Here is a 21115-nt window from a genome sequence, read left to right on the forward strand (position 1 = left end):
CGTGACCCAGCCCCTGACCCATCCGCTCCGGCACCCGGAGACCGTGCGCAGCCTGACGCTCGAGCAGAAGGCGTCCCTGACCTCCGGGGCCAACTTCTGGAACACCGAGGCGCTGCCCGGCGTGCCGGCGATCATGCTGACCGACGGCCCGCACGGTGTGCGCAAGCAAGGTGGCAAGGCTGACCACCTCGGTCTCAACGCATCCTTGCCGGCGACGTGCTTCCCGACCGCGGCCGCGCTCGCCCAGTCGTGGGATCCGGAGCTGCTCGAGCGCGTCGGCGGGCAGCTCGGCGCGGAGGCTGCCGCGGCGGGCGTCGCGGTGCTGCTCGGGCCAGGGCTCAACATCGTGCGCAACCCGCTGGGCGGGCGGTCCTTCGAGTACTTCTCGGAGGACCCCCGCCTGTCCGGGGAGCTGGCCGCCGCGATGGTCCGCGGAGTCCAGTCCACCGGCGTCGCGGCCTGCCCCAAGCACTTCGCCGTCAACAGTCAGGAGCACCTGCGGATGTCGGTCGACGAGGTGGTCGACGAGCGGAGCCTGCGCGAGATCTACCTCGAGGGATTCCGCCGGGTCGTCGAGCAGTCGAGCCCTCAGGTCCTGATGACCGCGTACAACAAGGTCAACGGTGTCTACGCCAACGAGAACACCCACCTGCTGCGCGACATCCTGCGGACCGAGTGGGGATTCGACGGCGTCGTGGTCACCGACTGGGGCGGAAACCACGACCGGGTGGCCGGGCTCCGGGCCGGCAACCAGCTCGAGATGCCGTCCTCCGGCGGCGTCACGGATTCCGAGATCGTGGCCGCGGTCCGGTCCGGGGACCTCGACGAGGCGATCCTGGACCGCGCCGTCGACGATCTTGTCGCCCTCGCGCACCAGGCCACAGCTGCGCTCGCCGGCTCACCGGCGGTCGATCTCGACGTCCAGCACCGGGCGGCCGTCGAGGCTGCCCGGCGCTGCCTGGTCCTGCTCAAGAACGACCCCGTGCGGGTCGACCCGGCGGGCGGCGCCGTGCGGCTGCTGCCGCTCGGACCGGGGACCCGGGTGGCCGTCGTGGGGGACTTCGCCGCCGCGCCGCGCTACCAGGGCGCAGGATCGTCCCTGGTGAACCCCACCCGCGTCGACGACGCGCTGAATGCGCTCCGGGTGTCGGACGTCGAGGTGGTCGGGTATGCACGCGGGTTCCGTCGGTTCGGCGAGCGGGACCACAGGCTCGCGGACGAGGCGCTCGAGCTCGCGGCTCGCGCCGAGACGGTCCTCGTCTTCCTCGGCCTGGACGAGTCCAGCGAGGCGGAGGGGGTCGACCGCGAGCATCTTCGCCTACCTTCCAACCAGCTCGCCCTCGTGGAGCGGCTGACGCGCGAGCACGAGCACGTCGTCGTGGTGCTCGCCGGCGGGGCGCCCGTCGAGCTGCCGTTCGCCGACGACGTCCCGGCGATCCTGCACACCTCGCTCGCGGGACAGGGCGGCGGTACCGCCGTCGCCGACGTGCTCACCGGCGTGGCAGAGCCGTCCGGCCGCCTTGCGGTGACCTTTCCGGTGCGCTACGCGGACGTTCCCTCGGCGCGCTCGGTGAGCCCGGCGGCCGTCTTCCCCGGACGGGAGGTGACGTCCGAGCACCGCGACGGGCTGTTCGTCGGCTACCGCTACTACGCGACGCGGGACGTGCCCGTGCGGTACCCGTTCGGGCACGGTCTCGGCTACACGACGTTCGCGTACACGGACCTGCAGGCCGACCTCGGGCACGACTGCGGCACCGTCTCCGTCACGCTGCGCAACACCGGCCACCGGGCCGGTCGTGAGGTGGTGCAGGTGTACGTCGGTCCGCAGGACGCGGCGGTCGTTCATCCGCGCACCCAGCTCGCCGGGTTCGCCTCGGTCACGCTCGAGCCCGGTGAACGGCGGCGCGTACAGCTCCCGCTGGACGCTCGTGCGGTCGAGTACTACGACCCGGAGGCCGCGCGCTGGCTGTGCCCCGGTGGTGTCTACCTGGTGGAGGTGGGCGCATCGGTCGAGGACACGCGCCTGTCAGCGACGGTGGACGTCGAGCCCGGGCTCGGAGTCGCCGAGCTCCTGCCCGACGCGGGAACCGCGGCCCGCCGGCTGGCGGCCCTCGGCGCGTACGCGACCGGCGACGCGCACCGGGTCGACGACGGCGCTTTCGCCGAGCTCCTCGGCCGGCCGGTACCGCCCTCGTCATGGGACCGAGCGGCGCCGCTCGGCCTCGACGACGTCGTCGCTCGGCTGCGGCACGCGAACCTGCTCGGACGCGCGGTGCTGCGCCTGCTCACGCTGGCGCGCTGGGCGTTCCTGGCTGCCGGCCGACCGCTGGCGGCCAACAACGTGATGTTCCTGGTCAACATGCCCTTTGCGAAGATCGAGGGCTACACGGCCGGGCGAGTGAGCCGGCGCGCCGTCGAGAGGTTCCTGCGGATCGTGAACCGGTAGTGCGGTCCGTGCGGTCAGCTTCCGTGACGGCGCGTCGTCCGGTCATCTCAGCGGAGCCACGACGGCGTCCGAGTCGAGGTCGTGCTGTTCCCCGGTGAGCGCCCCCGTCACCAGAAGGTTGGCCAGGCGGGCGGCGTCGTAGTGGGGGTCGTTGGCGCCGCCGATGCAGAGGTTGCCGATGCCGCGCATGAGCATGTATCCGGACACCCGACCGGAGGTCTTCGGTCCGAGCGCGGCGTCGAGCAGGGCGTCGCAGACCGGGACGAGTCGGTCGACGAAGTACTGATGCAAGGTGTTCACGCCCTCCGTGTCGGACCCGAGCGCCCCTGCGAGACCGTGCTTGGTGACGAGAAAGTCGACGAAGCCGGCCGCCCATCGCTGCAGGGCGACTGCGGGGTCGCCGGCCTCGCGCAGGAGTGCAGGGCCGGCTTCGGCCAGCGCTTCCACCTGGTGCTGATACACCGCGGCCACCAAGGCGGGACGTGTGGGGAAGTGCCGGTAGATCGTGCCCATGCCCACCCCCGCGCGTTCGGCGATCAGTCGTACGGGGGCATCCACGCCATCCGTCACGAAGACGGCGGCGGCGGCCTCCAGCAGGGTCTGTTCGTTGCGCCTGGCATCGACGCGCTTCGCGCGTGGTGTCGAGCCGGCGGGACCGGGTGTCGTCATGGAAACCTTCGTCGATGCTTGCCAAGCGGAGCAATGCTCCGTATTGTTCCGGAGCGGCGCTCCGCTTCTATTGTCACCGACGGAGGCCTCGAACACAAAGGACGAGTGATCTCCCATGAGCGGTACTCCTGCAACGACCGACACCCCAATCGTCCATGCCCTCGACGCCGTCGTCGGCACCGGCGATCCAGTCGTATCGGTCGCTCCGGTGCGTCTTGACGCGCCAGGCCGAGCGCTCCCGCTCGACGTGCGCGTCTCTGCCCCCGCGACCGGGCAGCACCTGCCGGTGCTGCTGTTCTCGCACGGCAACGGGTGGTCGCTCGACGGGTATGCACCCCTGACGGCCTTCTGGGCGTCTCGCGGGTTCGTCGTCGTCCAGCCGACGCACCTTGACTCCCGTCGTGATGGCATCGGGTTCGACGACCCCGGGTTCGGCCAGGTCTGGACCGAGCGGCACGCCGACCTCGTGCGGATCATGGACCAGCTCGAGTCGATCGAACGTGCGGTGCCAGGCCTTGCCGGGCGGGTCGATCGGGAGCAGGTCGTCGCGGCCGGACACTCCTGGGGCGCCCAGACCGTGCAGATGCTGCTCGGTGCCCGCGTTCTCGACAGCACGGGCTGGGCCGGCGAGGACTATGCGGACCGGCGTGTGCAGGCCGGCATGCTGCTGGCCGCCACCGGGATCGGGGGCGAAGAGCTGCACCCCTTCGCCCAGGAACACTTCCCGTTCATGAACCCGTCGTTCACCGAGCTGACCACGCCCACGCTCGTGGTGGCCGGCGACCGCGACCAGTCGAAGATGTCCAGCCGCGGCCCGGACTGGTTCACGGACGTCTACACCCACAGCCCGGGCGCCACCGACCTGCTGACCCTGTACGGCGCCGAGCACTCCCTGGGCGGCATCCCGAGCTGGGAAGCCGCCGAGACCACCGACGAGAACCCGGAGCGCGTCGCGGTCCTGCAGCGACTGGCCACCGCCTACCTCCGCAGCGCGCTGGACCCGGCCGATGCCGGATGGGCGAAGGCCATCGCAGCACTGGGCGAGACCGGTGCGGCACTCGGCCGCATCGACAGCAAGCGACCCGGGGGCGCGTAGTCCCCAGTGCTGAGGCCGCCACGTCATGTCTTGCAGACGGTTGACCGCTCCCGGCGCGGTCAGGGATTCCGGTAGACGGTGCTGAAGGTGCGGTCGAAGCGACGGGCCTCCAGGTCCGCGCGCTGGATTCCCCACTGGACGTCTGCGCCTTCCCGATAAGTGATGGCCGGGTTCCAGTGGGCCAGCAGGACCCAGTCCTCGACGGCGCCCGACACTGGTTCATCACCACCCCAACGCCCGCGCTCCGCTGCGCGGACCGCGCGGGTCGCGACGCGTTCCAGCGGGTCCGGGTCGGAGTCCTCCTGGTCCGCGTACCCGCCGACCTGCAGATGCCCGCTCCTGTCAGCTGCGTCGCACCAGACGGTGATCAGCTCGTCAGCGTGTGGAAACCCGGGAAGGGGGTGGTACGGCAGGTCCGGTTCGGTGCTGACTCTCAGCTCGCCCTGCGGGTAGGACTCGACGACCTTCTGGTCGTAGTCGTCGCCGGGGTAGCCGCTCCAGGTGTTCTTGTCACGTTCCTCCACCGGTGTGCCGGCCGGGACATAGACGGCCTGGCCGCAGTTGCCGTCGCCGTCCGTCTCGTCGAGCGACGCGAAGAGCAGCAGGCGTCCGTCGGACGGCAGCGGCAGGTCCGTCGCGTCCTTCGGCAGCGCGGCGAGGTCGACGGACGCGAGGTACGGGTACTCAGGGTCCGGGGCCTCGACAGGCAGCAGCAGTGGTCCGCCGAACCGGCCGGCGACCGGCCCGTCTCCGCCACCGGTGAGGACCGCGCAAGGCCGGACGTGCCCGATCCACCGGTCCACCTCCTCGGCCGGCAACGGGTCGATGTCCTCCCACGGGTATCCCTCGTCCACTGCCCGCGTACGAAAGGCAGCCAGCATCTCTCGGAGCTCCTCAGCCGTCACACCGGCGAGCGTAGTGCCCGCCACCGACGACCCATGGTGCCCGTGGCTGCCGGTCAGGAGAAGACGGCAAGGGTGCGGAGCATGAGGGTGCGGGCTCCCGGGACCGGCTGATACAAGACCGCTTGTCGCAGGTCTCGGCCGGATGACTCTGCAACGCGCGGGGTTCCGTCGGTCGAACGGTCGTGGTGGCCCGGTCAGGGCCACCACGGCCGCGCGCGTGTCAGGGCCTGCGGCGGTGCATCCGAAGGCTGGTTGCGATGAGGCCGACGCCGGCGAGGATCGCAGCGATCGACGCGGTGAGCAGGGGCGCGTTGACGGACGGCCCGGTCGCGGCGAGCGTGTCCGAGCCCCGGTCGCCTCCGCCAGCTCCGGCAGCTCCGCCGGCTCCGCCAGGTCCGCCAGCTCCGCTGCCGTCGCCGCTGCCGCTGCCGCTGCCGCTGCCGTCGCCGCTCCCGCTGCCGTTCCCGTCGTCCGGACCGCCGGGAGCCCCGTTGCCATCGCCTGGACCACCGTCACCGGGCGGGGTCGGTGGCGGGGTGGGACCGCCGGTCGGCGGCGTGGTGGGACCGTCTGTCGGAGGCCCCGTCGGGTTGTCGCTGGGCGAAGGGCTGCCCGTCGGCGGCGGTGAGGTCGGCGGAGCGCTCTCGCAGGCGCTCCGGGTGAAGACGTTGGAGTCCAGGGTGACCGACCCGTTGCGAGCGAGGGCACGTCCGTCCACGGTGGTGCCGGTCGTGACACTGATCGAGGTCAGCGCCATGATCGTGCCCACGAACGTGGTGTCCGTGCCCAGTGTGGCTGAGCTGCCGATCTGCCAGAACACGTTGCAGGCCTGCGCGTCGTTCAGCAGCTCGACGCTGCTGGCGCTCGCGGTCGTCAGGGCGGATCCGACCTGGAAGATGAACACCGCGTCCGGGTCGCCCTGGGCGTCGAGGGTCAGCGTCCCGGTGAGCCCGATCGAGCTGGAGGCGTTGTAGACCCCCGGCTCGAGGGTGAGCCCGCCCAGGTCGCCGGAGATGCTCTCGTCGGGCGCCTGGCCCGCGGCGTCGTTGTACGCGGTGACGAGGTCGCTCTGCGCCTGCAGCGCGTGGGCGTCCGCGGCGTGCGTGTCGCCCAGGGCGAGGCCCGGCGGGAACCCCGTGATCGCCGTACCCGGGCTCACGCCGACGTTGTGGGAGAGGACCGAAGGCCCGGTGTTGGTGACGGTCTGGCCGCCGAGCACCGAGTATGTGCCGGCGGTGCCGAGGTCGACCGGGGTGCCGATCGCCCAGGCCTGCTGCGTCGCGAGAACGAGTGCGAGCGAGCCGCCCAGTGCAAGGGCCGTGCCCATGGCTGCACGTCGGAGCGAACGCGGCCGTGGGGCCGTCTCTGCATACTCGACTTCATGAATACTCATGAAAACCCCTTCTAATCCTCCGAGTCCCGGAGGCTCAATCGCGCATTGTGGATGTGTTGGTGGACACTACGCATTGGTGGGTGATTCCGCTCTCGGAATATTCCTCCGGCTCAGTTCGTCTTGCACGTTTTGGGCGGTGTACTCCTATTCCTCCCGATGGGGTATCCAGGGTCCGGAGGGGCTGTGTCGCACCTGGATGTACTACCTGTTCAGGCGGGACGGAGATTTCGCTACCTTCGCTGACCTGCATGTACACACGTTTATCCGTATTCACCATTCGAAATCGGGCGGCTCGGGGGAGAGCCCGCCCTGCGGCGGGTGTCCGACATTGCGGGCTATTTGGTCCATCACCATGGAAGCGGGTGAAATTGCGGCTGATACGTTGCGAACGTGGCTCCTGCTCTGAGGGCGGGGTTCGCATCCCATCGCGTCAAGGCCCCATTGCAACGGGCCGCCGAGCTTGAAGGAGCCCGTCATGGAAAAGACCCTGAACCGTGGAAAGAAACGCACTGCCATCATTCTTGCGGTGGCGCTCACTCTCACGGGGGCCGGCATAGCCTTCGCCTACTGGACCGCGACCGGCACCGGCTCCGGTACCGCGACGACCGGTGAGAGCGTCGCGTTCACGATCACCAGCGATCCCGCTGTCGGCACGCTCGCTCCGGGTAGCGCCGGGCAGACCGTCGACTTCACCGTCGCCAACACCGGTGAAGGAACCCAGTACCTGACCGCGGTCACCGTCGCTCTGGCGACCGCCGACGGGACGGCCTGGGTGCCGACGGGCAGCTGCCTGGCCGCTGACTACACGGCCGAGGTCACCACCGCACCGACCGCAGGGGAGATCGCCCCCGGTGGTTCGGTGAGCGGCACCGTCACGGTGACGCTCGCCAACACCACCGAGAACCAGGACGACTGCCAAGGCCAGGATGTCCCGTTGTACTTCACCGCTTCCTGACCCATGACCGAGGTCCGGCGGGTGCGCGTGTCATCCCCTTGCGCACACGTCGGGCGTCATCGTCCTGATGTGGCGACGGACGCCGTCCGCTGCTGCCGTGCATGATGAACAGAACGTTGCCGTCGATCATGAGCACATCCGCGAGCCGGCTCCGAACCCACCGTGACAGCGGCGTCACGCGCACGCGCGGTGGGATGGTCGCCCTGGTCGCCCTCGTCGGGGCCCTGGTGGTCGGGGCCCTGGTGGTCGGGACCGCACCGGCGGCTGCCTATTGGAGCTCCGCTGGTTCGGCGGCCGCGACAGCGGCGACGGCGACCCTCTCCGCACCCGTCGGTGTCACCGTGCCGGAGTCCGTCACCGCGGATGTCCCTGTCAGTTGGACCCCGGGTGAGAGCGGCGTGCGGCCCGACGGCTACTACGTGGTGCGGCACGACGGTGACACGACCGCCCCGGCCTGCGGGAGCAGCCCCACATCGTTGCTCGGCGGGAACGACTGCATCGACGAGGCCGTCCCGGTCGGCGGATATACGTATGTCGTGACCGCTGTCTTCGCCACGTGGACGGCCCGGAGCGCGCCCAGCGCGACGGTCAGCGTCACGGCCCCCGCCCTGCTGGGTGACGCGCGGAGCTACTCCGTGCTCGCCGCCACCGCGGTGGTCAGCACCGGTACCACCACGGTCAGTGGTGACCTCGGCGTGAGCCCGGGCACCACCGTGAGCGGGATCGACTCGACGGACGTCGGGGGTGACATCCATGCGGGCGACGAGCACGCCGCCGCCGCGCAGGCCGATCTGGCCGGTGCCTACGCGGACCTGTCCACGAGACCGCCGGACACCGAGCTGGTCGGCGACCTCGCCGGCCGCACCCTGACACCGGGCACTTACCACAGCACTGCCGCGATGGCCCTGACCGGGACCCTCGTGCTCGACGCGCAGGGTGACCCCGACGCGGTCTTCGTCCTCCAGACGTCCGCGGCGTTCAACACCGCCGCCGCCAGCGTCGTCACCCTGGTCGGCGGCGCGCAGGCGTCGAACGTGTACTGGGTGGTCGCCGGCGCGGCAGGGACCGGGGCGAACTCCTTCCTGTCCGGCTCGATCGTCGCGCAGGGGGCCATCACGCTCGGCGCGGGCACCGAGCTCATCGGCAGGGCGCTCTCGCTGGACGCGGTGACGCTCGCGTTCAACACCATCAGGTTCACCGACGCTCAGCCGCCCACCGTCGCTGTCGACGGCGGGCTCGCTGCGATCACCAAGGACACCACGCCGGACATCACCGGCGTGAGCAGCGCCGCGCCGGGCAGCGCGGTCAGTGTCACCGTCGACGGCCAGAGCCTCTCCACCACCGTCACCGCCGCTGGCACCTGGAGCGTCAGTGCGGCGGAGCTCTCCGCGGGCCGGTACGAGGTGGTCGCCCGGGTGCGCGCCGCCAACGGCGACGGCGCCGCTGCCGTCCAGGACCTGACCGTCGAGGTGAACCCTCCGCCGGTGGACCTCGGGTCCGCCGTCTCGTTCTCTGTCCTCGCGGGAACCGGTGTGGTCAGCACCGGAGCCACGACGATGAGCGGTGACCTCGGCGTCAGCCCCTCGGCCGTGGTGACCGGTTTTCCGCCGGGTACCTATGCCGGGCAGCTGCATGCCGGAGACCCCACCGCGGCGACCGCTCAGGCGGACCTGCTCGCGGCGCTGGACGAGGCGTCCTCGCGTGCGCCGCACACCGAGATCGTCGGTGACCTGGGCGGACAGGTCTTCCACGCGGGTGTTCACCACCAGACTGCCGCGCTGGCCGTCACCGGGACCGTGACCCTGGACGGTGAGGGCGATCCTGGCGCCGTGTTCATCTTCCTGGGCGATGCAGCACTGGACACCGCGGCGGCCAGCAACGTGTCGCTCGTCAACGGGGCACAACCCGCGAACGTGTTCTGGGTGGTCGCCGGCGCCATAGGAACCGGCGCGAACTCGTCGATGTCCGGTTCGCTTCTCGCCCGGGGTGCTATCACCCTCGGCGAGGGCACGGCACTGACCGGACGGGCGCTGTCCCGCGGCACGGTGACCGTGGCCGGCGGCACGCTCACCGGTGTCACGCCGGCGCCGTCGGCCGGCGTCGCGCAGTCCGAGGAGCCCCAGGTGGAGTCGGCCGACCCGGAAGCCTCGCTCGTGCCCACCGAGGAGCCCGACGTCCTGGAGCAGACCGAGCCGTCGGCGTCACCCGAGGTCTCGGAGGCTCCTGACGAGACGGTGCCCTCGGACGAAGCCACGACGACGGAAGAAGCCACGCCGCCGCCAGAGCAGGACGAGCCGGCCGAGCAGGACCCGGTAGCACGCGACCCGGTAGACGAAGCGATCCACGACGACGCGACGGTGACACCATGAACTGCGACCCCCTGCCGAGGACCGGCCCCGACGACCTCGGCCTGCTCCTGATCATCGCGCTCGCCTGCCTCGTCGTCGGGTCAGTGCTCGCCGTCGCGGCACGCCGGCGCCGACGAGCGCCGGTCACGCTGGCGGCGGTGCTCCTCGTCGGCGCCGTGGCCCTGCTCGGTCCCGGAACTGCCCGGCCTGCCGCGGCCGTGGACTGCGTGGCCGCCGACAACTCGCTGACCGTCACCCAGACCTCCACCATGGACGACCTGGCGCCCGGTGTCCCACCGGTGCCCATCACCGGACGCGTCGTGAACAACGGGACGGACAGTACCTACATCGACGTGGTCACCGTCGAGATCATCTCTGTCGCCACCGCACCGGGTACGCCGGCCTCGGCCTGTGACGCCTCGGACTACCGCCTCCTGGGCGACACGATGGCCGTCGGCAGGACGCTCGGCCCGGACGGCGGGTCGGCGGCGTTCAGCGGAGCCTCGATCGGCTTCGCCGACAAGCCCGTCAACCAAGACGCATGCCAACGGGCCACCGTCCACCTGAGGTACACCGCGAACCCGGACACGCCCTGATGAACTACTGCCGTCGAGTGCCTGGACTGCGCCCTCGACGATGTGCCCGAACTCAGCAGCTCAGTGTCAGATGGAACCCGAGGCCCGCTGCGGGCACCTACTCAGTGTGACCAGTGCTCCGGCTGCCGCGGCTGCGTCTTCGCAGCCGATCCACTCCGTAGACTCAATCGGCGTGCGATCTCGACCGCCCGATGCTGCCGCCGGCACCCATGAGGTTCTGCACGTGGAGCCCGCGGATGGAGCCCTGTGGCGAGCTGTAGTAACGCAGGACGACGCTGCGGCGTTCGGCGCAATCTACGACCGCCACTGCGACTCCATCTACCGTTACCTGGCGCGACGTCTTGACAGCCGTGAACTGACCGAAGACCTCATGTCGACCGTCTTCCTGGAGGCGTGGCGATGCCGCGCTCGAGCGAGTCTCGAGAACGGCTCTCCGCTGCCCTGGTTGTTCGGCATAGCGAGAATGACTCTGCGGCGCAATGCGCGGACCGCTGTGCGTGCACGTCGCGCCCTCGCGAGACTCACAGCCGAGCCTCCCCAGGCGGATCACGCCAACAGTGTCGCCGAGGCCCTTGACCGTGAAGTGGACGCGCGACGTGTGCTGGCGGCGTTCCGGCGACTGCGCAAGATCGATCAGGACGTGATCGAGCTGTGCCTCTGGCAAGGTCTTGATCACGCGTCTGCGGCGCTGTCTCTCGGAGTGCCCGTGGGCACGGTGAAGAGTCGCCTCTCGCGTGCTCGCGCCCGACTGCAGAACTCGTTCGACGAGGGAATCGCGAAGGAGCCATGATGAATGATCGGTTTGATTCTGCCCCTGTCGTCGAGCCTCTGTCCGCAGACCGCCGCCAACGGATCAGAACCGCGGTCCTCGAGGGGATCAGCACCGGGACGGAGCGTTCATCACGCCGCCGCACGACGCAGATCGCCGGAGCGATGGCAGCCGTGACGGTGCTGGGAGTCGGCGTGGCGATCGGTACGAACGTCCTGCGCAATCAGCAGAGCCTGGTCCCGCTCGCTGCGGCGGCAGGGAGCATGCCGGTGTCTGCCGCGGAGTGCTCGCCCGCTGAAACGACGGATCCGGGTGCTCTGGAGGGCGCAACCTATCTCCTTCAGCCGCCGACGCCTGCTGCGCTGAGTGACGTGTGGATGACCGTTGACGAGTGTCCTCGTGCCACACCGGTCGCCGCCTTCTTCCGGGCAGATGGATCTCCTGAGGATGCGGTGCTGACCATATGGAGTGGTGATGCGCAGACCCCGCTGGGCCCTCTTGAGAACTTCGAGGGCGCGGAGCGCGTCGCGCTCGGATCAGGGGCAGAGGACGCCTGGCTCGTCGATCTGGGCTGGGGCGTCTGGGTCGAGTGGCGTACCGATGCTGGCAGCTACCTGGTCACCTCTGCCGGCCTGGATCGTGACACGGTCACGTCGGTCGCGGGCTCGTACGAAGGTGAGACGTCTGCACGAGCGACAGTCCTTGCTCCTCCTGGTCTTCAGGCACTCTCACCGCTGCCGTCGTCCGATCGCGACGCGACGTGGTCTGCGAAGTACGGCAACAACGACCCGACGGAGAAGGATGGCGAGCCCTGGGTCCAGATCCATGTCGAGCTGAGGGGGGCACCCTGGGCTGCTCAGGCGAGCATCAACCCGATCCCTGCTGACGGCTTGACGGTTCCCACGCCGTCGAGGACTGCGATGCGTAGCGGCGACAACGGCGGGTTCCGGTACGCCACCTGGACCACGGATACGGGCGCCCGGGTTCAGGTCATGGCCAACCTCCCGGAGTCCGAGGTCCGCGAGCTCGCCGGCCGCCTCAAGCTCGTCGGACCGCATGATCCGCAGCTTGATCGCTTCGACCTCGCCACCCCCCGTACAGGCGCCCCAGCCCTATAAGGAACCCAGCCCTACAAGGACATGGGCGAGGGCTGCCACGAGATGACGAGGGGCCTCCAGCTCGGGGCAGGGTCGTCCAGATACCGCCCTCGAACCGAAGGCCTTGCTCAACTTCTCGATCGCCTCGTACCGGTGCGCCGGTCCCAACGTGAGGTTGAGGACGACCTTCGCGTGCTTCGCTCTCCCCGGGTCGGTGCCGCCGGTCGCACTCCATTCAACCGGGCTCGGCCGGTCCCACGCGAACGGTCACGAGGCCCCTCGGGTTCTCGGCGCCGGCGCGCTGCCGAACACCTTCTCTCCCTCGGTGGCGAAGCGCGGCAGCAGCAGCCCGAACATCGCCCGCTCTTCGCGTGTCCAGTCGGCGCAGACGCGTCGGATCAACGCGCGGTTGCGCACTCGCATGTCGTCGAGGAATTCCTGGGCGACGGGGGTCAGGGTCGCCACCATGGCGCGCCGGTCTTGCTCGTCGGGCTGCCGGGCCACCAGGCCGCGGGACTCCAGGTCGTCGAGATGACGCGTCACCGTCGTCCGGTCCAGGCCGAGCTCACCGGCGAGCTGTGACACCCGCAGTGGTCCGGTCCGGTGCAGCACGAACAGCGCCGCGGCCGTGCCGCGGCGTAGTCCGGGGGAGATGTCGCTGGCGACTCGCTCGAAGAAGTCTTCCGTCGTCCGCGTGAGCGACGACATCGCGTCGAAGACCCGGTTCTCGAATGTCTGTCGCGCCATGTGGCGTCACCACGTCCAATCGTCGAGCTGATGAGTGAGGGCCATGCGGTCCACGCTCCGCCGTTCTGATGCGAATTTACGTGTGCACCGCCTCCTAAGCAGCGTACGGGAGCCCTGTGTGCCGCCGCTCCTCCGACTCGAGCCGAGCACGGCGCCACAGCGAATATACGTGTAGACGGCATCATAAGTTATGTGTAGCGTGCCTCATATTGCGTCAGTGGGCAGCACCCTTGACGGCCGCGCCAGGGCACATCGCCACCCACACCACCACGACAGGGAGCGCACACATGGAGCCGAACTACCCGTTACACCTGCCGGACTTCTACATCGGCGACCCCGCACCGGCCTACCGGGACCTACGCCATAGCTCCCCGGTGCACTGGACCAGCGCCAACGGCGGATTCTGGGGCATCACGCGCTACGAGGACATCAAGTTCATCGGCGCTCGGCCGCATCTGTTCTCTTCGGCAAACGGGGTGCTGATGCCCGACGGCAAGCCTCGGACGGTCGACTCACGCCCGATGCTGATCACGACCGATCCACCGCGGCACAAGGCAATGCGCCAGCTGATCTCGAAGGGCTTCACTCCGAAGCACATCAACGCGATGGAGCCCGACGTCCGCGCGATCGTGCGTGACGTGCTGGACGCCGCACCCGCGGGCATCGAGCTGGAGTACGCCGAGGGGTACGTCGCCAAGGTCCCGGTCCGAATCATCGCCGACCTGCTCGGGGCGCCGGCCGAGGACTGGGAACAGTTCCGCGCCTGGTCCGACGCCTCCGTCGGCTCGGCCGACCCCGACGTCAAGCTGTCCTCGCAGGAGGCGTTCGGGGCCCTGACGACCTACTTCCGTCAGCTGATCGACCTGCGCGAGCAGGACCGCACCAACGACCTCATCTCGATCCTGATGGACGCCGAGGTCGACGGCGAGAGCCTGTCCCACGACGAACTCATGTCGTTCCTGCACCTGCTGCTCGTCGCCGGTAACGAGACCACACGCAACCTGATCGCGCTGGGCACCATTGCCTTGATCAACCACCCCGAGCAGCTGCGGATGCTCGTTCACGACCCGAGCCTGATCCCCGCCGCGGTCGAGGAGATGCTGCGCTACGTCTCCCCGGTCACACACATGACCCGCTGGGCCACCGAGGACGTCGAGCTGCGCGGCGAGACCATCAAGAAGGGGCAAGCGGTCGTGCTGCTCTACGGCGCCGCCAACCGTGACGAGGACGTCTTCGGCGACACCGCCGAGCGGTTCGACATCACCCGCCGGCCCAACCCGCACCTGGCCTTCGGTACCGGCGAGCACGCCTGCCTGGGTCTGTCGCTGGCGCGGCTCGAGGCCCGGGTGTTCTTCGAGGAACTCCTCGCCCGCTTCGACCGCATCGAGCTCACCGGCGAGGTGCTGCGGATGCGCTCGACCATGGTGCCGGGCGTCCGGACCATGCACGTCCGCCTGGGTTCCGCGAACGAGGGGGCCGCCGTCCGATGAGGATCGTCCTGGACCGGGCCAAGTGCACGGGTATCGGAATCTGCGAGGCCCTCGCGCCCACCGTGTTCGAGGTGGACGACAACGGTGAGCTGGTCGTGCTGTCCACCGAGGTACCCGAAGAAGCCCAGAACGAAGTGACCGAGGCTGTCGAGGGCTGCCCCACCATGGCCCTGAGGCTGCAGTCGTGAGCGCAGCGACGGTCCGCACCGAACCCAGGTCGCTCGTCGTCGTCGGCGCCTCGCTCGCCGGCCTGCGGGCGGTCGAAGCCGCCCGCAAGGCCGGATTCTCAGGCCGTATCACCCTGATCGGCGACGAGCCCCACCTACCCTACGACCGGCCGCCGCTGTCCAAGGATCTGCTGGCCCCTGGAGCGCCGACCGACCCGGTGACCTTCCGCAGCCACGCCGAGCTCGTTGACAACCTAGGAGTGCAGCTCCTGCTCGGCACCCCGGCCACCGGACTCGATCCGGATGCCCGGGTCGTGCACGTCGGCGGTGAAGATGTGGCCTACGACGCGCTGGTCGTCGCCACCGGCGCCGCGGCCCGCGGCCTGCCGGGCACCGAGGGCTTGGCGGGTGTGCACGTCCTGCGCACGCTCGACGATGCGCGCGCGGTTCGCCGCGCCCTGGACGAAGGCGCTCGCACCGTCGTTGTGGGCGCCGGGTTCATCGGGTCCGAGGTCGCCTCCGCCGCGCGCGAGCGTGGCTTGCCGGCCACGGTCGTGGAGGCGCTACCGACCCCTCTGGCCCGATCCGTCGGGCCCGACCTCGGTACCGCGCTGGCGTTGCTGCACACCCGTAACGGCACCGCACTGCGCTGCGGACAGGCCGTGGTCGCGGTCGAGGGTACTGGCCGGGTCGAGGGCATCCGCCTCACCGACGGCACCGTGATCGACGCCGACCTGGTCGTGGTCGGGGTGGGGGCGGTGCCCCGTACCGACTGGCTCGCCGGCAGCGAACTGCCTGTCGACGACGGCGTGGTCTGCGACGAGTTCCTCCGTGCCGGCGCCCCCGGTGTCTATGCCGCGGGGGACGTCGCCCGCTGGCACAACCTCCTGTTCGACCGCTCGATGCGGGCGGAGCACTGGTCCGCCGCCGCCGAGCAGGGAGCGCGGGCCGCCCGCAACGCGGTATCTCCGGCAGAGGCCCGGTCCTACGTGACGGTGCCGTACTTCTGGTCGGACTGGTACGGCTCACGCATCCAGTTCGCCGGTATCGCGACCAACGACGGCTACGAGATCGTCTCGGGCGACCCGGCCGGAGACGAGTTCGTCGCCCTGTATCGCGAGGGTGACCGGCTGACCGGGGTACTCACTCTGAACGGGCAGCGCCACGTCATGAAGTACCGCCGGCTCATCGCCCAGCACGCCCGCTTCGACGAAGCCATCGCGTTCGCCCGGACGGTGGCGCCCACGCGCTCCGCCACCCGCTGACCTCCTGCCCTGTCAACGCCGGCACACCGCCGGAAAGGACGGATCGAACATGACCAACCTGCAGCAACAGGACCCGACGGGCGACGACCACATGACTGTCCCGGCGTCACCCGCTGACACGGGTCCGGCCCGGGCCGATGCGATGGTCGGCCACATGGGCGGGCGAAAGGGCTTCGTCTACTCCGCCGTCCCCGTCGTCGTGTTCGTCACCGCGAACCTCTTCCTCTCGTTGGCGATGACGATCACCGTCGCACTGCTGGCGGGGGCAGTGCTGACGGTGTTCCGACTCGTGCGCGGTGAGCGGTGGACCTCGGCTGTCGGCAGCCTGGTCGGCGTCGTGATCGCCGCAGGGATCGTGGCACTGACCGGGTCGGCGAAGAACTACTTCGCGGTGGGGATCGGTGCCTACCTGGCGGGCTTCGTGATCACCCTTGGCTCAGTGCTGGTCCGCCGGCCAGCCACCGGGATCATCTGGAACTTCGTGCATGGCCGCAAGTACAGGTGGTGGACCGATCGCAGGGTCCTTCGTGCCCATGCCATCGCCACCCTCGCCGCCGCCGGCGTGCTCGGCGCCCGGTTCGCCGTCCAGCTGTCGCTGTACGTCGCCGACAACACCAGCGCACTCGGTGTCGCCCGTATCGCGATGGGAACGCCGCTGTCGGCACTCGTGGCGCTGGTCATCGTGTGGGCCTTCCGGCGCAGCAGCAAGCAGCTCGGCCCGAAAAAGGCGGACACCGGTGAAGCCATCGGGAACACCAGTCACAGGCCGGCGGAGTAATCCGTGAACCAGCCGGAACCCGTGACATCGCGGCCGAGGACACTCATCGCTGTGCTCGCCCTCGCAGGGATCACGGTGTCGTTGCAACAGACCTTCGTCATCCCGTTGCTGCCCCATCTGCCGACGCTGCTGCACACGACCCCCGGCAACGCCTCGTGGGCCTTGACGGCCACGTTGGTCGCGGGGGCGGTGTCGATCCCGATCGCGGGTCGGCTCGCCGACATGTGGGGCAAGCGACGCATCCTGCTGTCCTGTCTCGCGTTGCTGGTCGTGGGTTCCGCGGTCACGGCGCTCAGCGCCTCGCTCGGCTGGTTCGTCGCCGGTCGCGCGCTGCAGGGAACTGCCGCCGGCGTGGTGACGCTGGGCGTCAGCCTGCTTCGCGACCACCTGCCCTCGCACCGGCTGGCCTCCGCCACATCGGTGATGAGTACGTCGCTCGGCATCGGGGCCTCGCTGGGAATCCCGTTGTCGGCGTTGCTCGCGCAGTACGCCGACTGGCGGGTCCTGTTCTGGACCGCAGGCGGGCTGGCCGCCGTCGCAGGTCTTCTTGTCCTTCTCGTCGTGCCCCGCACGTCGCGCCCTCCGGGCGGGCGGTTCGACCCGCTGGGGGCGCTACTGCTATCCGGTGCGCTGGTCGGTCTGTTCCTCGCCATCTCCCAGGGCGGAACCTGGGGGTGGACCGGCGTCGCCACCCTCGGATCGTTCGCGGGCGCGGCCACGCTGCTGGTGCTGTTCTGCGTGTGGGAGCTGCGCACCGTGCAGCCGCTGATCGACCTACGGGTGAGCCGTCGGCCGCAGGTGCTGCTCACCAACACCGCCTCACTGGTCTTCGGCTTCTCCATGCTGACCAGCTCGCTGGTGTTCACCCAGCTCCTGCAGATGCCCACGGCGACGGGGTACGGGTTCGGCGAGTCGATGCTGGTTGCCGGCCTCCTGCAGGCCCCAGGCGGAGCGTGCATGATCGCCATGTCGCCGGTGTCGGCCATGATCTCCGTGCGCTCCGGACCGCGGACGGCGCTCATGGTCGGTGCCTCGGTCGTCGTGTGCAGCTACGTCTTCGCGGCTCTGTGGCACAGCGAACTCTGGCAGCTGCTCGTCTGCTCCGCCCTCGTCGGATGCGGCATCGGGCTCGCCTACGGCGCGATGCCGTCGCTCATCATGAGCGCGGTCCCCGTCAGCCAGACCGCAGCGGCCAACAGCCTGAACAACCTCTGCCGGTCGTTGGGCACCACCACCGCCAGCGCGGTCACCGGGCTGCTCCTCGCCACCATGACCACGACGGTCAGCGGGCATGTCGTCCCAGACCGGACCGCGTTCACCATCATCCTGCTGATCGGCGCGTCGGCGGCGCTGCTCGCCCTGGTCATCGCCGCTTTCATCCGCCGCCGTCGCCCGGCCACGACCCACCCGCGGGCAGCGAGGCGGAGGCGCCCTTCAGGTCGAACCCGGCCTTGGTCCCGCCGTCACAAAGGATGGCGACGCCGGTGAGACGGCCGGGCCGGTCGCCGGCGCACCTGTGGGAGGCGACCCGGAACACCCGCTACAGAGACAACTACGCCGACCTTGTGACCTACCAGGTTGAGCACCCGGAGTTCTGGTCGCTGGAGGACTCGGACCTCGGCTACGACGTGTCGCACTGGGTGGCCCAGCTGGGGATCCGAGCGATCTCCCAGAGCGACGGCCGCCCCAGGTAGCTGCTGATACAGCCGCAGCCCCGCTGATCAGCAGGATCGCGAGTGGCGTCATGTCATCCGGTACCCGGGGCAGTACGGTGGCGCGCATGGCGCGCGTCCCGGATCCTCGCCGCCTGGACGGCGGCACCCGTACGGCCGCACACCTCTGGACCGTCGTCGGAGCGGTGCTGGTCCTCGACGCCCTGCTCGTGCTGAGCGTGGTCAGGATCCATACCGGCGTCATCGCGACGTTCGTGCTCGGTGTCCTCTACCTGCTCCACGGCCTCTACCCGCGGCCGCCTCGGTGGGCGCGGCTCCTCGTCCCGATCCTCACGGCACTGATGCTCCTCTTCTCCGCCGCCCTCGTGGCCTTCGGCCGGACGGACACCGCCACGCAGCGAGAGGACGCCGTCGTCGTCCTCGGGGCCGCTGTCAAGGACGGAGAGGCGACGCCGGCGCTCCGCTCCCGGCTCGACGTGGCGGTCGACTACTCCGTGGCGAACCCGGACGCCGTCATCGTGGTCGCCGGCGGTCTGGCGCCCGGGGAGACCGTCACCGAGGCCCGCGTGATGCAGAGGTACCTCGTCGCGCACGGGGTCGCGGAGGACCGGATCCTCCGGGAAGACAGGTCGACCAGCACCTCCGAGAACTTCGCCTACGCCAAGGGACTGCTGGAGGCGCGCTTCGGCACGGACCACACGACGGCCTTCGTCACGAGCGACTACCACGTGCTCCGGGCGGCGAGGATCGCCGAGAAGGCAGGGATCCGCAGCACCCACACGCACGCGGACACACCGTGGTTCGAGGTCCCCGTGGACCACGTGCGAGAGCTGCTGGCGATCACGAAGCTCGTCGCGACGGGGCGGTGATCACCGGACCGCTCACCGCACACGGACCAGCCCTTGCTGATAGGCGGCGACGATCAGCTGGGCACGGTCGCGCGCGCCGATCTTCATCATGGCCCGGTGGATGTGCGTTCGAACCGTCAGAGGACTCACGAACAGCCGCTCGGCGATCTCCTGGTTCGACAGCCCGTGAGCGGCGAGCGCGGTCAGCTCGCGTTCCCGGTCGGTCAGGCTCGCGAGCGATCCGGTGGGGGAGGCGCCCGTGGTGCCGGTACCGGAAAGGTACCGGCCGATCAGCGCGCGTGTGGCCGCCGGCGACAGGAGGGCCTCGCCGCCGACCACGGTGCGGATTCCGGCGAGGAGCGCATCCGCCGTGACGTCCTTGCCGAGGAACCCGCTCGCCCCCGCTTCCAGGGCGTGGGCCACGTACTCGTCCGTCTCGAACGTCGTGAGGATCAGGACCCGCGTGTGGGGGAGCTCGGGCGTCGCGCAGATGCGCCGCGTCGCCACCAGCCCGTCCACCACCGGCATCCGGATGTCCATCAGGACCAGGTCGGGTCGGTGCGCCTGGGTGAGCTCGGCTGCTTCCTCGCCGTTGGCGGCCTCAGCCACGACGGTCATGTCGTCGCAGGAGTCGATGAGCATGCGGAAGGTCGAACGCAGCAGAGCCTGGTCGTCGGCGAGGAGAATGCGGATCATCAGGGCACCGGGCCTTCCTGCCAGCGGGTCAGCGGGATCGAGAGCGTGACCGCGTACTGGTCCTCGTCATGGGGACCGGCAGCGACGGAGCCGCCTACGGCGAGCGCGCGTTCACGCATGCCGATCAGGCCGTACCCGCCCGGTTCGGCTCGAGCCGAACCGGTGGACGGGTTGACCACGTGCGCCGAGAAAGTGTCGTCGTCATAGGTCAGGGTGACCGTGACCGCGGGACGGTCGCCGTGCTTCGTCGCGTTGGTCAGGGCTTCCTGGATGACACGGAATGCGGTGAGCTCCACCAGCGCCGGCAGAGGCCGCGGCGTCCCGACCCCGACGACGCGGACCTCCATCCCTGCCACCCGGCACGCCTCGATGAGATCGGGCAGCTGGTCGAGCCCGGGTGCCGGCAGCGCCGCCTCGGAGGAGTCGTCACCAGGACGGCGCAGCAGCCCGACGGTCGCCTTGAGCTCCCGGAGAGCGGCCGACGTGGACTCGCCGAGCCCTGCCAGGAGCTCGGACACCTGCTCGGGCTGCTTCTTCCCCAGCAGGTGGGCGGCCGTCCCGGCCTGTGCGTTGGCCACGGCGAGATGATGTGCGACGACATCATGGAGGTCACGAGCGATGCGCAGGCGCTCCTCGTCCAACCGGCGTCCCACCTCCTGGTCCCGGCTGCGTTCGGCGTCCTCGGCACGCGCCTGGACGACCTGCAGGTACGCCCGCTGCGCGTGGGCGAGCCGGCCGGCGAAGACCGCCGGCAGCAGCCACAGGGCTACGCCGACCGTGCGCAGGAGGATCTCCGCTGCCGTCGGCTGCACGTCGGCCACGACCGCGGCCAGGGACACGGCCACCACCGCGACTCCCGTCCACCAGCCGGCGGCAGTGGCGCCGCGATGGACCGTGAGGCGATACAGGCATCCGATCAGCGGCGCCAGCAGCAACGGCGTCGGGAGGTACCCGAGCGCGCAGGCGGCGGCCCCGCTGAGGATCGCAACGACGGCCGCCGCCCTCGGACAGCGTTCGGACACGAGCAGAGCCGCGCTCGCCACCAGGCTCAGCAACGCCCCAGGGAGCAGGGCGTCCGGCCGGAAGATGCCCTCGGTGCTCACGCTCGCACCGAGGGCAGCGAAGACGAACGCCACCAGCGCCGCCAACACGTTCATGCCGCGGACACTACCCGGAT

Annotated in this window: 20 protein-coding genes; 14 read left to right on the plus strand and 6 right to left on the minus strand. The window is 70.0% G+C overall.

Features of this window, described 5'->3' with window-relative positions; genetic code table 11:
- The first annotated feature begins 1 nt into the window (after window position 1).
- Complete coding sequence (locus LUM46_RS26135; RefSeq protein ID WP_274998195.1) at window positions 2-2446, plus strand: glycoside hydrolase family 3 C-terminal domain-containing protein; 2445 nt, start codon at window positions 2-4, stop codon at window positions 2444-2446.
- A 42-nt stretch (window positions 2447-2488) separates the two neighbouring features.
- Here the strand turns inward: LUM46_RS26135 and LUM46_RS26140 are convergent, their stop codons facing one another.
- Window positions 2489-3115 carry a TetR/AcrR family transcriptional regulator gene (locus LUM46_RS26140; protein ID WP_274998196.1) on the minus strand — a complete coding sequence of 209 codons (627 nt, stop codon included), beginning with the start codon at window positions 3113-3115 and terminating at the stop codon, window positions 2489-2491.
- A 115-nt stretch (window positions 3116-3230) separates the two neighbouring features.
- Between LUM46_RS26140 and LUM46_RS26145 the strand changes: the two genes are divergently transcribed.
- A complete protein-coding gene (locus LUM46_RS26145; RefSeq protein WP_274998197.1) occupies window positions 3231-4211 on the plus strand; it encodes an alpha/beta hydrolase family protein in 981 nt (326 codons plus the stop codon).
- Between the two features lie 59 nt (window positions 4212-4270).
- Here the strand turns inward: LUM46_RS26145 and LUM46_RS26150 are convergent, their stop codons facing one another.
- Together LUM46_RS26150 and LUM46_RS26155 are read right to left on the minus strand one after the other, a co-directional pair.
- A complete protein-coding gene (locus LUM46_RS26150) occupies window positions 4271-5116 on the minus strand; it encodes a DUF1963 domain-containing protein (RefSeq protein ID WP_274998198.1) in 846 nt (281 codons plus the stop codon).
- 220 nt (window positions 5117-5336) lie between these two features.
- The gene (locus LUM46_RS26155) at window positions 5337-6443 is read right to left on the minus strand and encodes an ice-binding family protein (protein ID WP_274998199.1); all 1107 of its coding nucleotides are present in this window, start codon (window positions 6441-6443) and stop codon (window positions 5337-5339) included.
- A gap of 541 nt (window positions 6444-6984) precedes the next feature.
- Between LUM46_RS26155 and LUM46_RS26160 the strand changes: the two genes are divergently transcribed.
- The 5 genes from LUM46_RS26160 (at window position 6985) to LUM46_RS26180 (ending at window position 12295) form a co-directional block, all read left to right on the plus strand.
- The gene (locus tag LUM46_RS26160) at window positions 6985-7464 is read left to right on the plus strand and encodes a hypothetical protein (RefSeq protein ID WP_274998200.1); all 480 of its coding nucleotides are present in this window, start codon (window positions 6985-6987) and stop codon (window positions 7462-7464) included.
- 128 nt (window positions 7465-7592) lie between these two features.
- Window positions 7593-9833 (plus strand): ice-binding family protein, encoded by a 2241-nt coding sequence (locus LUM46_RS26165; RefSeq protein WP_274998203.1) that lies wholly within the window; start codon window positions 7593-7595, stop codon window positions 9831-9833.
- Complete coding sequence (locus LUM46_RS26170) at window positions 9830-10408, plus strand: LPXTG cell wall anchor domain-containing protein (RefSeq protein ID WP_274998204.1); 579 nt, start codon at window positions 9830-9832, stop codon at window positions 10406-10408. Before LUM46_RS26165 ends, LUM46_RS26170 begins: the two co-directional genes overlap by 4 nt.
- Window positions 10409-10631: 223 nt before the next feature.
- A complete protein-coding gene (locus LUM46_RS26175) occupies window positions 10632-11198 on the plus strand; it encodes an RNA polymerase sigma factor (protein WP_274998206.1) in 567 nt (188 codons plus the stop codon).
- Window positions 11195-12295 carry a hypothetical protein gene (locus LUM46_RS26180; protein ID WP_274998207.1) on the plus strand — a complete coding sequence of 367 codons (1101 nt, stop codon included), beginning with the start codon at window positions 11195-11197 and terminating at the stop codon, window positions 12293-12295. The genes LUM46_RS26175 and LUM46_RS26180 overlap by 4 nt, the downstream gene beginning before the upstream one ends.
- A 246-nt stretch (window positions 12296-12541) precedes the next feature.
- Here the strand turns inward: LUM46_RS26180 and LUM46_RS26185 are convergent, their stop codons facing one another.
- The gene (locus LUM46_RS26185; RefSeq protein WP_274998208.1) at window positions 12542-13021 is read right to left on the minus strand and encodes a MarR family winged helix-turn-helix transcriptional regulator; all 480 of its coding nucleotides are present in this window, start codon (window positions 13019-13021) and stop codon (window positions 12542-12544) included.
- Window positions 13022-13308: 287 nt separating this feature from the next.
- Between LUM46_RS26185 and LUM46_RS26190 the strand changes: the two genes are divergently transcribed.
- From LUM46_RS26190 to LUM46_RS26220, 7 genes are all read left to right on the plus strand, one after another.
- A complete protein-coding gene (locus LUM46_RS26190) occupies window positions 13309-14511 on the plus strand; it encodes a cytochrome P450 (RefSeq protein WP_274998210.1) in 1203 nt (400 codons plus the stop codon).
- On the plus strand, window positions 14508-14699 hold the full coding sequence (locus LUM46_RS26195; protein ID WP_274998212.1) for a ferredoxin: 192 nt from the start codon (window positions 14508-14510) through the stop codon (window positions 14697-14699). Before LUM46_RS26190 ends, LUM46_RS26195 begins: the two co-directional genes overlap by 4 nt.
- Window positions 14696-15943 carry an NAD(P)/FAD-dependent oxidoreductase gene (locus LUM46_RS26200; RefSeq protein WP_274998213.1) on the plus strand — a complete coding sequence of 416 codons (1248 nt, stop codon included), beginning with the start codon at window positions 14696-14698 and terminating at the stop codon, window positions 15941-15943. The genes LUM46_RS26195 and LUM46_RS26200 overlap by 4 nt, the downstream gene beginning before the upstream one ends.
- 49 nt (window positions 15944-15992) lie before the next feature.
- The gene (locus LUM46_RS26205; protein ID WP_274998216.1) at window positions 15993-16721 is read left to right on the plus strand and encodes a DUF3159 domain-containing protein; all 729 of its coding nucleotides are present in this window, start codon (window positions 15993-15995) and stop codon (window positions 16719-16721) included.
- Window positions 16722-16772: 51 nt separating this feature from the next.
- Complete coding sequence (locus tag LUM46_RS26210; protein WP_274998219.1) at window positions 16773-18209, plus strand: MFS transporter; 1437 nt, start codon at window positions 16773-16775, stop codon at window positions 18207-18209.
- A complete protein-coding gene (locus LUM46_RS26215; protein WP_274998221.1) occupies window positions 18206-18415 on the plus strand; it encodes a hypothetical protein in 210 nt (69 codons plus the stop codon). The genes LUM46_RS26210 and LUM46_RS26215 overlap by 4 nt, the downstream gene beginning before the upstream one ends.
- An 86-nt stretch (window positions 18416-18501) precedes the next feature.
- Window positions 18502-19263, plus strand: a complete 762-nt coding sequence (locus LUM46_RS26220; RefSeq protein WP_274998222.1) for a YdcF family protein — start codon at window positions 18502-18504, stop codon at window positions 19261-19263.
- A gap of 12 nt (window positions 19264-19275) precedes the next feature.
- On the opposite strand, the gene LUM46_RS26225 is transcribed toward LUM46_RS26220, so the two are convergent.
- The gene (locus LUM46_RS26225; protein ID WP_274998223.1) at window positions 19276-19938 is read right to left on the minus strand and encodes a response regulator transcription factor; all 663 of its coding nucleotides are present in this window, start codon (window positions 19936-19938) and stop codon (window positions 19276-19278) included.
- Window positions 19938-21095, minus strand: coding sequence for a sensor histidine kinase (locus LUM46_RS26230; protein ID WP_274998225.1), 1158 nt, complete (start codon window positions 21093-21095; stop codon window positions 19938-19940). Before LUM46_RS26230 ends, LUM46_RS26225 begins: the two co-directional genes overlap by 1 nt.
- Window positions 21096-21115 lie beyond the last annotated feature (20 nt).

Source organism: Promicromonospora iranensis (genome assembly GCF_028994805.1).
In the GTDB taxonomy this organism is placed as follows: domain Bacteria; phylum Actinomycetota; class Actinomycetes; order Actinomycetales; family Cellulomonadaceae; genus Promicromonospora; species Promicromonospora iranensis.